Annotated in this window: 12 protein-coding genes; 5 read left to right on the forward strand and 7 right to left on the reverse strand. The window is 72.2% G+C overall.

What is annotated here, in order from left to right; translation table 11 throughout:
- Positions 1 to 32 precede the first annotated feature (32 nt).
- From ACIRR8_RS29980 to ACIRR8_RS29990, 3 genes are all read right to left on the reverse strand, one after another.
- Positions 33 to 521, reverse strand: a complete 489-nt coding sequence (locus tag ACIRR8_RS29980) for a glutathione peroxidase (RefSeq protein WP_404070685.1) — start codon at positions 519 to 521, stop codon at positions 33 to 35.
- A gap of 58 nt (positions 522 to 579) precedes the next feature.
- Positions 580 to 1,104, reverse strand: a complete 525-nt coding sequence (locus ACIRR8_RS29985; protein WP_404070688.1) for a GNAT family N-acetyltransferase — start codon at positions 1,102 to 1,104, stop codon at positions 580 to 582.
- A 138-nt stretch (positions 1,105 to 1,242) separates the two neighbouring features.
- Positions 1,243 to 2,208: a DUF389 domain-containing protein gene (locus ACIRR8_RS29990; RefSeq protein ID WP_404070690.1), complete on the reverse strand. Its 966-nt coding sequence runs from the start codon at positions 2,206 to 2,208 to the stop codon at positions 1,243 to 1,245.
- Positions 2,209 to 2,369: 161 nt separating this feature from the next.
- Here ACIRR8_RS29990 and ACIRR8_RS29995 point away from each other — a divergent pair, with 161 nt between their 5' ends.
- The gene (locus ACIRR8_RS29995; protein ID WP_404070693.1) at positions 2,370 to 2,636 is read left to right on the forward strand and encodes a DUF6011 domain-containing protein; all 267 of its coding nucleotides are present in this window, start codon (positions 2,370 to 2,372) and stop codon (positions 2,634 to 2,636) included.
- Between the two features lie 11 nt (positions 2,637 to 2,647).
- On the opposite strand, the gene ACIRR8_RS30000 is transcribed toward ACIRR8_RS29995, so the two are convergent.
- Together ACIRR8_RS30000 and ACIRR8_RS30005 are read right to left on the reverse strand one after the other, a co-directional pair.
- Positions 2,648 to 3,514 carry an acyl-CoA thioesterase gene (locus ACIRR8_RS30000; protein ID WP_404070696.1) on the reverse strand — a complete coding sequence of 289 codons (867 nt, stop codon included), beginning with the start codon at positions 3,512 to 3,514 and terminating at the stop codon, positions 2,648 to 2,650.
- A 34-nt stretch (positions 3,515 to 3,548) separates the two neighbouring features.
- Positions 3,549 to 6,062, reverse strand: coding sequence for a DEAD/DEAH box helicase (locus ACIRR8_RS30005; protein ID WP_404070699.1), 2,514 nt, complete (start codon positions 6,060 to 6,062; stop codon positions 3,549 to 3,551).
- A 138-nt stretch (positions 6,063 to 6,200) separates the two neighbouring features.
- Between ACIRR8_RS30005 and ACIRR8_RS30010 the strand changes: the two genes are divergently transcribed.
- Together ACIRR8_RS30010 and ACIRR8_RS30015 are read left to right on the forward strand one after the other, a co-directional pair.
- Entirely contained in the window at positions 6,201 to 6,992 is a 792-nt protein-coding gene (locus ACIRR8_RS30010; RefSeq protein ID WP_404070702.1) for a metal-dependent hydrolase, read from the forward strand.
- A gap of 56 nt (positions 6,993 to 7,048) precedes the next feature.
- A complete protein-coding gene (locus ACIRR8_RS30015; RefSeq protein WP_404070705.1) occupies positions 7,049 to 8,584 on the forward strand; it encodes an ATP-dependent DNA ligase in 1,536 nt (511 codons plus the stop codon).
- A 43-nt stretch (positions 8,585 to 8,627) separates the two neighbouring features.
- Here the strand turns inward: ACIRR8_RS30015 and ACIRR8_RS30020 are convergent, their stop codons facing one another.
- Both ACIRR8_RS30020 and ACIRR8_RS30025 read right to left on the reverse strand, forming a co-directional pair.
- Complete coding sequence (locus ACIRR8_RS30020; protein WP_404070708.1) at positions 8,628 to 9,989, reverse strand: NAD(P)/FAD-dependent oxidoreductase; 1,362 nt, start codon at positions 9,987 to 9,989, stop codon at positions 8,628 to 8,630.
- A gap of 151 nt (positions 9,990 to 10,140) precedes the next feature.
- A complete protein-coding gene (locus tag ACIRR8_RS30025) occupies positions 10,141 to 11,163 on the reverse strand; it encodes a phosphotransferase (RefSeq protein ID WP_404070711.1) in 1,023 nt (340 codons plus the stop codon).
- Between the two features lie 123 nt (positions 11,164 to 11,286).
- Here ACIRR8_RS30025 and ACIRR8_RS30030 point away from each other — a divergent pair, with 123 nt between their 5' ends.
- Positions 11,287 to 11,991: a hypothetical protein gene (locus ACIRR8_RS30030; RefSeq protein WP_404070714.1), complete on the forward strand. Its 705-nt coding sequence runs from the start codon at positions 11,287 to 11,289 to the stop codon at positions 11,989 to 11,991.
- Between the two features lie 80 nt (positions 11,992 to 12,071).
- Complete coding sequence (locus ACIRR8_RS30035) at positions 12,072 to 12,734, forward strand: DsbA family protein (protein ID WP_404070717.1); 663 nt, start codon at positions 12,072 to 12,074, stop codon at positions 12,732 to 12,734.
- Positions 12,735 to 12,896 lie beyond the last annotated feature (162 nt).

The raw sequence follows: 12,896 nt of genomic DNA on the forward strand, positions 1-12,896 counted from the left end.
AGGGCGGCCCCCCCTTTTTCGCGCGTCATCGCTCAGCCGGGCAGCTGCGCCTCGATCGCCGCCACGACCTCCGTCGACTCCGGCTCGCTGCGCGGGCGGATCCGGGCCACCGGCTCACCGGCCGGCGAGATCACGAACTTCTCGAAGTTCCACTGGACGTCCCCGGCCTCACCGTCCGCGTCCGCCAGCTTCGTCAGCTCCGCGTACAGCGGGTGCCGGCCGGCCCCGTTGACCTCGGTCTTCTCCAGGAGCGGGAAGGTGACGCCGTACGTCGTCGAGCAGAAGGTCTCGATCTCCTCCGCGCTCCCCGGCTCCTGCCCGGCGAACTGGTTGCAGGGCACGCCGAGCACGGTCAGCCCCCGGTCCCCGTACGCCTGCTGCAGCCGCTCCAGGCCCTCGTACTGCGGCGTGAGCCCGCACTTGGACGCCACGTTCACCAGCAGGACGGCCCGGCCGCTCCAGGCGCCCAGTGTGGTCGGCTCGCCGGTGAGGGTGTGCAGCGGAATGTCGTGCAGCGTCATGAAGTTCTCTCCCTGATCATCGCGTGTGGTGCTCATTGTGCCGCTCGCGGTCCGCCGCTCACGGACCGGCGAGCTCCTTGTAGTAGAAGGTGGTCGGCTTGAGGCTGCCCGCCGGATCGGCCGCGTATCCCGGTACGGAGCCGACCTCCGTCCATCCCGCCTTGCAGTACACCTGCTCGGCCAGGCTGCCGCTCTCGGTGTCCAGGATCAGCAGGGTGATGCCCTCCACCTCCGCGTACGCCTCCACGGCCTCCAGCAGCGCCCGCCCGAGCCCCTGGCCGCGGGCGGCGGGGTGGACCATCAGCTTGGCGACCTCGGCGCGATGGCGGGCGTTCGGCAGCGGCGCCCGGACCAGGGCGATGGTCCCGGCGACCCGGCCGCCTTCCCGGGCGATCCAGATGGAGACCTCACCGGACTCCACGGCGCCCGCGCGCTCCCGCCACCAGACGGCGGCCTTCTCCCGGTCCAGCGGGGCGAGGAAGCCCACCGAGGAGCCCTCCTCGACGGTCTCCACGAGCAGCTCGGCCATCGCATCGGCGTACGTGACCAGCTCGGGGCCGCTCACGTGGACGATCTCGGTCATGCGCAAGGGTCCTTTCACAGCTGAACAGTCGGGAGGGGACGGACCGGGGCCGGACGCCGACGTGATCCGGCTCCTCCGCCGTAGGTTTCCTATCCGCATGGTCTCCCCGATATGCGGGAGGCGTGCCCCCGAAGAGGGTCAGGTCCCCTTCTCCTGGCCCGCGTGATGGGCGCGCCGGAGGCCCACCCGCTGCCAGAGGGCCCGCTGGATCTTGAGCACGGCCGCGCCCACCACGATCAGCACCACGATGTTCACCACGAGCTGGACGAGCGAACCCCAGGCGTCGGGCCAGCTGGTGAACGCGGTGGAGACCGCGATGTCGGCGGCGGCGGGGATCGTCGTGACGGAGATGAACACGCCGAGCAGCGCGCTCGTCCTGGCCTCGGTGAGCGACACGATCCCGACGATCCCGGCCAGCGTGGCGACGGCGATGGAGAAGAAGTTCGGTGTGTTGATCAGATTGGAGACGGGGCGCAGTCCCCGGTCGAACGCGTCGGACTCCAGACCGAAGCCACGGATGAGGAGGCTGAACAGGAAGGTGACGGCGATCGTCAGAAGGAAACCCGTCCCCAGCGCGAACAGGCCGCGCCGCACCATGGCGCCGTGCTTCTGGTCGATCCCGAGCGCCACGGCGACGATCGCCCCGTACTCGGGCCCCACGACCATGGCCGCCACGATCAGGATCTGCGAGTTGGTGACGATGCCGACCGAACCGATCATTCCCGCGATGACGAGATAGAGGTAGAAGCTCGGCCGGTACCGGCCCTCCGCCCGGATCCGTGCCTCGACCTGCTCCCAGACCGGCGCCCCTCGCAGCGGTCCGAGGGCCCGCCGTCCACCCTCCGCGGCCGCGCTCGCGAAGGCCATGTCCACCGGTTCGATGACCAGCGAGCCACGCTGGTCGACCCGCAGGGTCCGCAGCCGGTGCAGGACCTCGTTGGCCGCTCCGGTCAGGATGTCGCAGGCGATGGAGTCGCCGTCCGGATGGCGCGCGGCGGCCCGCTGCACGATCAGGTTGAGCACGCACGGATCGTCCGCGAGCAGGCCGACGACCTCGTCGGTGAGGTCGGGCGGGCTCACCGCGCGGATGTGGATCATGTCCATACCGCTACCTCCGCGGCTCCCGGCTCCGCCCGGCCGGCGGCACGGGGACCGGACTCCAGTAACGCGGCCCGGACCCCGCTCGGCAACCGGGCACCGGCCGGTCAGGGGGTCGCCGGACACGCCCCCGAACAGCCGGGGAGCCGTACTGGGAGGATCGGGGCGTGGACACTCCAGACATCCTCCCCGACCCGCTGCCCGGGGCCCGACCGCTGCCCGGGGCCGACGGGGCCCTCGCACCGGACCCGGCGGCCGAGGACGCCCCGGCCCGCCGCCTGGTCCGCTGCCGCCTCTGCGGCCGCCCCCTCACCGGCACCGACTCCCGCCGCACCGGCCTCGGGCCCTCCTGCGACGCCAAACTGCACCCGGCACCGCCCGACATCCGCACCCGCCGCCACGAGGTCGACCAGGACACGCTGCCGGGCACATGAGACGGGCCGCACTACAGCCGCCGGAACAGTCCCTCCTGCACCACCGACACCAACAGCTGCCCCGCACGGTCGTAGATCCGGCCCCGCGCCAGACCGCGCCCGCCCGTCGCGATCGGCGACTCCTGGTCGTACAGGAACCACTCGTCCGCCCGGAACGGCCGGTGGAACCACATGGCGTGGTCCAGGGACGCCATGTCGAAGCCGCGCGGGCCCCACAGCGGCTCCACCGGGATGCGGACCGCGTCCAGGAGCGTCATGTCGCTCGCGTACGTCAGCGCGCACGTGTGCACCAGCGGGTCGTCACCGAGCGGGCCGACCGCCCGCATCCACACCGCGCTGCGCGGATCGGCGTCCTGGATCTCGTCCTTCGTCCAGCGCAGCCGGTCGACGTAGCGGATGTCGAAGGGCTGGCGGCGGGCCATCCGCTCCAGCGCCTCCGGCAGCGCGCCCAGGTGTTCGCGTACCTCCTCGGCGACCGTCGGCAGCTCCTCGGGGTCCGGGACGATCCGGGCCGGCGGCAGCTGGTGCTCGAAGCCGGCCTCCTCGGGACGGTGGAAGGAGGCCGTCAGGTTGAAGATCGTCCGGCCCTCCTGGACGGCCGTGACCCGGCGCGTGGTGAAGGACCTGCCGTCGCGGACCCGTTCGACCTGGTAGACGATGGGTACGCCGGGGCGGCCCGGGCGCAGGAAGTAGGCGTGCAGCGAGTGCACCGGCCGCTCCCCGTCGGTCGTCCGGCCCGCCGCAACCAGCGCCTGGCCCGCGACCTGGCCGCCGAAGACCCGTTGCAGGGACTCCTCCGGGCTGCGGCCGCGGAAGATGTTGACCTCGATCGGCTCCAGGTCGAGAAGGTCGACCAGATGTTCGGCCGGGTTCGTCATGCCGTACCTCTCCAGTTCCGTGCCGGGGATCCGCTCACAGCTGGCCGACCTCGGTGACCCGGACGACCGCCCGGCCCTCCTCGTCGGACGCGGCCAGATCCACCTCGGCCTTGATGCCCCAGTCGTGGTCGCCCGCCGGGTCGGCGAACGCCTGCCAGACCCGCCACAGCCCGTGCGCCGGGTCCTCCTCGATCTTCAGCAGCTTCGGGCCCCGCGCGTCCGGGCCGGTGCCGATCTCCTCGTGCGCGTCCCAGTACGCGTCCAGCGCCTCGCCCCACGCGTCCTCGTCCCACCCGGAGTCGCCGTCCAGCTCGCCCAGGTCCCGCGCCCGGTCCAGCGCGGCCAGCTCCACCCGTCGGAACATCGCGTTGCGCACCAGCACCCGGAAGGCGCGCGGGTTCGCCGTGACCGGCTTGACCTCGTCCGCCTTCTCCTGCGCCTGCTCGGCCGTCTCCACCTCGGGGTTGGCCAGCTGCTCCCACTCGTCCAGCAGACTGGAGTCCACCTGGCGGACCATCTCGCCGAGCCACGAGATCAGGTCCTGGAGGTCCTCGGACTTCACGTCGTCCGGGATCGTGTGCTCCAGCGCCTTGTACGCGCTCGCCAGATACCGCAGCACGATGCCCTCGGTCCGGGCCAGCTCGTAATGCGAGGTGAACTCCGTGAAGGTCATGGCCCGTTCGAACATGTCCCGGATCACCGACTTCGGCGACACCGGGTGGTCGTTCACCCACGGGTGGCTCGTGCGGTACACGTCGTACGCGTGCCACAGCAGCTCGCTCAGCGGCTTGGGGTACGTGACCTCCTGGAGCCGCTCCATCCGCTCCTCGTACTCCACCCCGTCGGCCTTCATCTGCCCCACGGCCTCACCGCGCGCCTTGTTCTGCTGGGCCGCCAGGATCTGCCGGGGGTCGTCCAGCGTCGACTCGACGACCGAGACCATGTCCAGCGCGTACGACGGCGATTCGGCGTCCAGCAGGTCGAACGCGGCCAGCGCGAACGTGGACAGCGGCTGGTTCAGCGCGAAGTCCTGCTGGAGGTCGACCGTCAGCCGCACGATCCGCCCCTCGGCGTCCGGCGTCGGAAGCTGCTCCACCACCCCGCCGTCCAGCAGCGACCGGTAGATGGCGATGGCCCGCCGGATGTGCCGCAGCTGCGCCCGGCGCGGCTCGTGGTTGTCCTCCAGCAGGCTCCGCATCGCCTCGAAGGCGTTGCCGGGGCGCGCGATGACCGCGAGCAGCATCGTGTGCGTGACCCGGAAACGGGAGCTCAGCGGCTCCGGCTCGGACTGGATCAGCTTGTCGAACGTGGTCTCCGACCAGGCGACGAACCCTTCCGGCGCCTTCTTACGGACCACCTTCCGTTTCTTCTTCGGGTCGTCGCCCGCCTTCTTGACGGCCTTCTCGTTCTCGATGACGTGCTCGGGAGCCTGCGCCACGACGAACCCGGCCGTGTCGAACCCGGCCCGCCCGGCCCGCCCGGCGATCTGGTGGAACTCCCGCGCCCGCAGCGTCCGTACCCGGGTTCCGTCGTACTTGGTGAGCGCCGTGAACAGCACCGTACGGATGGGGACGTTGACACCGACACCGAGCGTGTCCGTCCCGCAGATCACCTTCAGCAGACCCGCCTGCGCCAGCTTCTCCACCAGGCGGCGGTACTTGGGCAGCATGCCCGCGTGGTGCACGCCGATGCCGTGGCGCACGTAACGGGAGAGGTTCTGGCCGAACTTGGTGGTGAAGCGGAAGCTGCCGATCAGATCGGCGATCTTCTCCTTCTCCTCCTTCGTGCACATGTTGATGCTCATCAGCGACTGCGCCCGCTCGACCGCCGCCGCCTGGGTGAAATGCACGATGTAGACCGGCGACTGCCGGGTGTCCAGCAGCTCGGTCAGCGTCTCGGTGATCGGCGTGAAGCGGTACTCGTAGCTCAGCGGCACCGGACGGGTCGCCGAGCGCACCACCGAGGTCGGGCGGCCGGTACGGCGGGTCAGGTCCTTCTCGAACATCGAGACGTCGCCGAGCGTCGCCGACATCAGCACGAACTGCGCCTGCGGCAGCTCCAGCAGCGGGATCTGCCAGGCCCAGCCGCGGTCCGGCTCGGCGTAGAAGTGGAACTCGTCCATCACGACCTGGCCGATGTCGGCGTACCTCCCGTCGCGCAGTGCGATGGAGGCCAGCACCTCCGCCGTACAGCAGATCACCGGGGCGTCCGCGTTGACCGAGGCGTCACCGGTCAGCATGCCGACGTTCTCCGTGCCGAAGAGCTTGCACAGGTCGAAGAACTTCTCCGAGACCAGCGCCTTGATCGGCGCGGTGTAGAAGGTGACCTTGTCCTGGGCCAGCGCGGTGAAGTGCGCGGCGGCCGCCACCAGGCTCTTGCCCGAGCCGGTCGGGGTGGAAAGGATCACGTTCGCCCCGGACACCACCTCGATCAGCGCCTCCTCCTGAGCCGGATACAGCGTGATGCCCTGGCTCTCGGTCCATGACGAGAAGGCCTCGAAGAGGGCGTCGGGGTCGGCGGTCTGGGGAAGCTGGTCGATGAGGGTCACGCCCCCCATCTTGCCTGTCTTCGGACCGGATGAGGGAACCGGCGGGCACCACCAAGATCACGGGCGATACGCTGCGCACTCAACCAGCCCGCGCCATACCGGTGATGGGCGCATGACGCACTGGGGGCGGAAGACACCATGATGGGACCGGCGCACTCTCTGTCAGGGGCAGCGGCCTGGCTGGGGGTGGGTGCGGCGGCCGCCGCCATGGGCCACACGATGCCCTGGCCCGTCCTGGTCGTCGGAGCGCTGATCAGCGCGGGAGCCGCCCTCGCCCCCGACCTCGACCACAAGGCCGCGACCATCTCACGTGCCTTCGGGCCCATCTCCAAGGCGCTCTGCGAGATCACCGACAAGGTCTCCTACGCCGTCTACAAGGCCACCAAGAGCAAGGCCGACCCCCGCCGCACCGGTGGCCACCGCACCCTCACGCACACCTGGTTCTTCGCCGTCCTGATGGGCGCCGGCTGCTCCTTCGCCGCCGTCACCGGCGGACGCTGGGCGGTCCTGGCGATCCTCTTCGTCCACCTGGTGCTCGCCGTCGAGGGCCTGCTCTGGCGGGCCGCCCGGGTCTCCAGCGATGTGCTCGTCTGGCTGCTCGGCGCCACCAGCGCGTGGATCCTCGCCGGAGTCCTGGACCAGCCCGGCCACGGTGCCGGCTGGCTCTTCGACGCCCCCGGCCAGGAGTACATGTGGCTCGGCCTGCCCATCGTGCTGGGCGCCCTGGTCCACGACATCGGGGACGCCCTGACCATCTCGGGGTGCCCGATCCTGTGGCCGCTGCCGATCGGCGGCAAGCGCTGGTACGCGCTCGGCCCGCCGAAGTTCATGCGGTTCCGCGCCGGCAGCTGGGTGGAGATCAAGCTGCTGATGCCCGCGTTCATGGTGCTCGGGGGAGTGGGAGCGGCAGCGGCCCTCAACTTCATATGACCCGGCGGCCGTGTCGCGAGCGGGTGGTCCGGCCGGCCCCGTAGCACCATGGCCGCATGCTGCTCACCGAGCTCGCCCAGGTCTCCCTCGAGGTCGCCGCCACCTCCGCCCGGTCCAAGAAGGTGGCCCTCCTCGCCGCGCTCTTCCGGGACGCCGGACCCGACGACGTGCCCGTGGTCATCCCGTACCTCGCCGGACGGCTGCCCCAGGGCCGCATCGGCGTCGGCTGGCGGTCCCTCGGGGACCCCGTCGAACCGGCCGCCGAGCCCACGCTCACCGTCACCGGCGTCGACGCCGAGCTGACCGCGCTGGCCGCGATCTCCGGCACCGGCTCCCAGGCCCTGCGCCGGGACCGGCTGCGCGGGCTCTTCGCCGCCGCCACCGAGGACGAACAGCGCTTCCTGAAGGCCCTGCTCACCGGCGAGGTCCGCCAGGGCGCCCTGGACGCCGTCGCCGCCGACGCGCTGGCCAAGGCCGCCGAGGCCCCGCCCGCCGACGTCCGCCGGGCCGTGATGCTCGCCGGATCGCTCCAGGAGGTGGCGCGGACCCTGCTCGCGGACGGGCCCGAAGCGCTCGCCGCCTTCCGGCTCACCGTCGGCCGGCCCGTCCAGCCGATGCTGGCCCACACCGCCGTCTCCGTCACCGAGGCCGTAGACAAGCTGGGCCCGTGCGCGGTGGAGGAGAAGCTCGACGGCATCCGCGTGCAGGTCCACCGGGACGGCGACCGGGTCCGCGCCTACACCCGAACCCTGGACGACATCACCGACCGGCTGCCCGAACTCGTCACCGCCGTGGCCGCGCTGGAGACCCGGCGCTTCATCCTGGACGGCGAGGTGATCGCGCTGGGGGAGGACGGCAGGCCGCGCCCCTTCCAGGAGACCGCCTCCCGGGTGGGCTCGCGCCGGGATGTGGCCGCCGCGGCCGCCGGCGTACCGATCGTGCCCGTCTTCTTCGACGCCCTCTCGGCCGACGGCGAGGAGCTGCTCGACCTTCCCTTCGCCGAGCGCCACGCGGCCCTGGCCCGGCTGGTCCCCGAGCACCTGCGGGTCCGGCGCGCACTGGTTCCGGACCCTGCGGACGCGGAAGCCCGCCGGGCCGCCGAAGCCTTCCTCGCCGAGACCCTGGAGCGGGGCCACGAAGGCGTTGTGGTCAAGGACCTGGCCGCCGCCTACAGCGCGGGCCGCAGGGGCGCCTCCTGGCTGAAGGTCAAGCCGGTGCACACCCTGGACCTGGTGGTGCTGGCCGCCGAATGGGGGAGCGGACGGCGTACGGGAAAGCTCTCCAACCTCCACCTGGGCGCGCGCCGGCCCGACGGCACCTTCGCGATGCTCGGCAAGACCTTCAAAGGGCTCACCGACGCGCTGCTGGAGTGGCAGACCGGGAAGCTGCGGGAGCTGGCGACCGAGGAGGACGGACACGTGGTGACCGTCCGCCCGGAACTCGTCGTGGAGATCGCCTACGACGGCCTCCAGCGCTCCACCCGCTACCCGGCCGGCGTCACCCTCCGCTTCGCCCGCGTCCTGCGCTACCGCGAGGACAAGACGGCCCAGGAGGCCGACACGGTGGAGACGGTCCTCTCACGACAGCGGTGAGCCGCGCCCCGGGACAGCGGGGGCGCGGCTCAGGCGTCGGCGGTCAGTGCTTGATGACCGACGACTGCGTGTGTTCCTTGATCTGCTCGGGCGTCAGATAGGCGCCCGTGTACTCGAAGTCCCGCAGCGTCGCCGGCTTGCGCGCCTGGAACCCCGTCCGTACGAAGTCGTCACCGGCGACCGCGTTGAGCAGCCAGTTCGTCATGACCCGGGTCTTGGCGACGTTCGTCCGCAGCGCCGACCAGTGGTAGCCGCGCGCCACGGCCTGCGCGGGCAGCCCGTGCAGTTCGATGCCGAGCGGCTTGGAGACCGCGTCCTTGCCGCCGAGGTCCACGACGAGACCCAGGTCCTTGTGGACGTAGTCCTTGAGCGGCTGGTTGCGCAGCGAGGCGATCAGGTTGTCCGCCATCACCTTGCCCTGGCGCATCGCGTGCTGAGCGGTCGGCGGACAGACCGCCCCGTCGCCCTTCGCCAGATCGGGCACCGCCGCCGCGTCGCCGAGCGAGAACACCCCGTCCGAACCCGGCAGCTTCAGCTGCGGGGTCACGGCGAGCCGGCCGCGTACGGTCTCCGCGCCGAGCGTGGCGATCAACGGGCTGGCGGCCACTCCGGCGGTCCAGATCAGCGTCCGGCAGGGCAGCACCCGGCCGTCGGTGAACGTCACCTCCTCGGCGGAGGCCTTGGCGATGGAGACCCCGAGCGACACCTCGACGTTCCGCTTGCGGAGGATCTCCAGGGCGGCCTTCCCCAGCTTGTCGCCCAGCTCCGGCATCAGCTTGGGCGCGATGTCGATCAGATGCCACTTGATCAGCTTCGGGTCCAGCCGGGGGTAGTGCCGGATCGCGTTCGTGGTGAGCCGTTGCAGGCAGGCGGCCGTCTCCGTACCGGCGTAACCGCCGCCGACCACCACGAACTGGAGCCGCGAGGCCCGCTCCGCCTCGTCCCTGCTGGCGTCGGCCAGATCGAGCTGCGCGATGACGTGATCGCGTACGTACGCCGCCTCCGCCAGCGTCTTCATCCCGCGCGCGTGGTCCAGCAGCCCGGGGATGTCGAACGTCCGGGTCACACTCCCGGCGGCCAGCACGATGTAGTCGTACGGCTCGTTGACGACTTCGTCCGTGATCTTCCGGATGACGCAGACCTTGGCCTTCGTGTCCACGCCGATCGCTCCGCCGGGGATGATCCGGGTCCGGTGGCGGCGGCTGCGGCGCAGGGAGACGGCGACGGACTGCGGGGTCAGCACGCCGGAGGCCACCTGGGGCAGCAATGGTAGGTAGAGCTGGTACGAGAACGGCGTGACGAGCGCGATCTCGGCCTCGCCCGGAGCGAGCCTGCGCTCCAGACGCTGTACACATTCGACACCTGCGAAGCCGGCGCCGACGACGAGAATCCTGGGTGGTGCCACGGTCTGCGTCCCTTCTCGGGCTTGCGTGGTTCTGCGCTCGCCTGCCCCGTATACCGGCCGATGCACTCCTCATCCTCACCGGATGCACCCCGGTCCGCCTCCCGGCGGTGGTGAACGGGCCGCCGCAGGGTGGACCGGAGGAGCGCCACGGTCACATCGGCGGCTCGGTGTGCAGCTCGCGCAGCCAGTGGGCCGCCTCGGCGCCGCCGGGTGCGGCCGGAGCGCCGGGAGCGGGGAACATCCGGCCCCAGGAGGCGGCCCGGCCCAGCGAGGCGAGCCGCCAGGCCAGGCTCACCGCGCGCCGCAGGTCGCCCGCAGCGATCCCGTCGCCCGTCCACGGCTCCAGATAGGCGTCCCGGAGCCGGGTCGGTACGTGCGGCCCGAACCGGTCCTCGGCCGACCGCACGGCAACCAGCAGGCTGGAGAACGGGTGGCCGACCAGCGCGTCGCCCCAGTCGAAGAAGGTGAACCGGCCGGCGGCGGGCCGGAAGAGCTGGCCGTCGTGCAGATCGGCATGGTCCAGCGAATCGGCCACGCCCACCGCGGCCAGCTCCGCGCACCACTCCACCAGCCGGGGCCGTAGCGCCTCCAGGGCCGTCCGCTCCTCCCGGTCCAGCGCCGCGTTCTCCGCCAGCAGCGTGTCGAACAGCCCCGGCACTTCGTACGGGCGGGCGCTGGGCACACCGAGACCCGTCATCCTCTCCGCGTACGGGACGAGCGCGCGCTGCATCACCGCGTAACTCCGCACGGCGTCCTCCCAGTCCGCGAGTGTGCCCGCGCCCTTGTCCAGCACCTGCCGGAACAGCGGCCCGCCGTCCGGCAGCAGGCACCAGCCGCGCTCCGCCTCGACGGCGAGCGGCGCCAGGACGTGGTCCGGCACCCAGGCGGCCAGGCCGGCGGCGAGACCCGCCTCGAAGGCGGCGGCAGGCGGCACGGCCTTGAACCAGACCGGCCGGTCACCGTGGCCACCGCCGACGGAGAACCGTACGAGCACCGACCAGGGGCGCAGCCGGACCTGCCGGTGGCCGGACTCGCGCAGTCCGTGGGCAGCCAACTGCCCGGTCGCCCAGTCCAGGGCCTCCGACCGGACGTCCGGGTCGTCCCAGGGAGTCCTGGCGTCCGGGAAGCGCCCACGGTCCACGGTCTCGGTCCTGTCAACGTCACCTCTGCGCATCGGAGCATTCGACCACCTGCCCGATCGGCCGCGCAGGTCCTTTTCGGCCGCTGTCAGCCCGTCGATCGGTCGCTCTCATCCCGTCGAAGGGAGGCGAAGGCGCGGCGAGTACGCTGCGGGTGCGTGCGCGGCCGTGCGGCGCAGGCCCTCCGCAGCCGCCCCGACTCCTCGAAAGCCCCTGGTATGCCACCGCTCCGCGCCACGCGCCCCGCCGCCACGGCGGCCGGGATGGCGCGCGGGCTGCGGGCGGGGTCGCTCGCCGTGCTGTGCGTGTCGCTGCCGCTCGCCGCTCATCTGCTCGCCCGCTGCCGGGCCCCGGTGTGGGCCGCCGTCGCCGCGGTCGCGGTGGTCGCGGTTCCGGCGGCGGTGGTGCTGACCCGGCGGCGTCTGCCGGACACCCAGGTCGTCGCGGTCCTGGCCGTCTCGCAGCTGGCGTACCACCTGGCGTACGCGCTGCCCGGCGTCTGCCGTGCGGTGGGCGCGAGCGGTGTGCCGCTCTGGACCGGGCATGTGGCGAACACCCACGTCCCCTCAGGTGTGCTGCTCTCCGGACAGCTGGTCGCGCTGCTCGTCGCGGCCCGCGCCCTGGGCCTCACGGAGCTGCTGCTCGGGCGTGGTCGGCCCTTGCTGGCGGCGGTCGGCCGCCTCCTGGCCTTCCTACGGCCGCAGGCCTGCGAACCCCGCGTCCATGGGGCGCAGCGAAGGCACCGAGAGCGCACGCGGCGGCCGAAGTCCGCCGTCCTCGCGCGGCTGCGGTCGGGGAGGGCACCTCCGTCCGGGCCGCCGCTCGTCCGGCCGATGCCGGCCGGCGGCCCCTGCCTGCCCTGACGGGCCCTGCCACGCCCGTTTTGCCCCGCCGGGCACCCGACCATCGGCGTGTCCGGCCCATCCATGAGGACGCACGACCCATGAAGAAGCATCTGATCGTCGCCGCGGTGATCCTGGCCGCCCTGGCCGCCGGCCTCGGCTCCTTCCTCCTGCTGGCACCCGAGGACCGCGACCGGGGGATGGCGGACGTCGAACCCGCCGCCCAGGCCCAGCCCGTACGAGCCTCCAGCCACCGGCTCACCTCACCGGAGCGGAGCGAGCTGACGGTGGTGGAGTTCCTGGACTTCGAGTGCGAGGCGTGCGGAGCGGTCCACCCGGCCGTGGAGAAGCTGCGCGAGGAGTACGGGGACCGGGTCACCTTCATCGCCCGCTACTTCCCGATGCCGGGACACAAGAACGCGCAGCTCGCCGCCCGTACGGTGGAGGCCGCGTCCCGGCAGGGCAAGTTCGAGGAGATGTACGGCAAGCTCTTCACCACCCAGGCGCAGTGGGGCGAGGCCGACGAGTCCAAGGAAGCCCTCTTCCGCACGTACGCCGAGGAACTCGGTCTCGACATGGAGAAGTTCACCGCCGCGCTGAACGACCCGGCCACCGCCGAGCGGATCGAGGCCGACCAGCGCGACGGCCTCGGCCTCGGTGTCCAGGGCACACCGACGTTCTTCGTCGACGGGCTCAGGATCCCCAACCCCGGCTCGTACGAGGAGTTCCGCGCGCTCATCGAGAAGCGGCTCGCCCGCGAGTGAGGCGGGGGGGGGGGGGGGGCCGGGGGGGGGGGGGGGGGGGGGGGGGGGGGGGGGGGGGGGGGGGGGGGGGGGGGGGGGGGGGGGGGGGGGGGGGTGTGTGGGGTGGGGGGGTGGGGGGGGGGGGGGGGGGGGCGGGGGGGGGGGGGGGGGGGGGCCTCTCCG

Origin of the sequence: Streptomyces sp. NPDC101178 (assembly GCF_044767965.1) — a bacterium.
GTDB lineage: Bacteria > Actinomycetota > Actinomycetes > Streptomycetales > Streptomycetaceae > Streptomyces.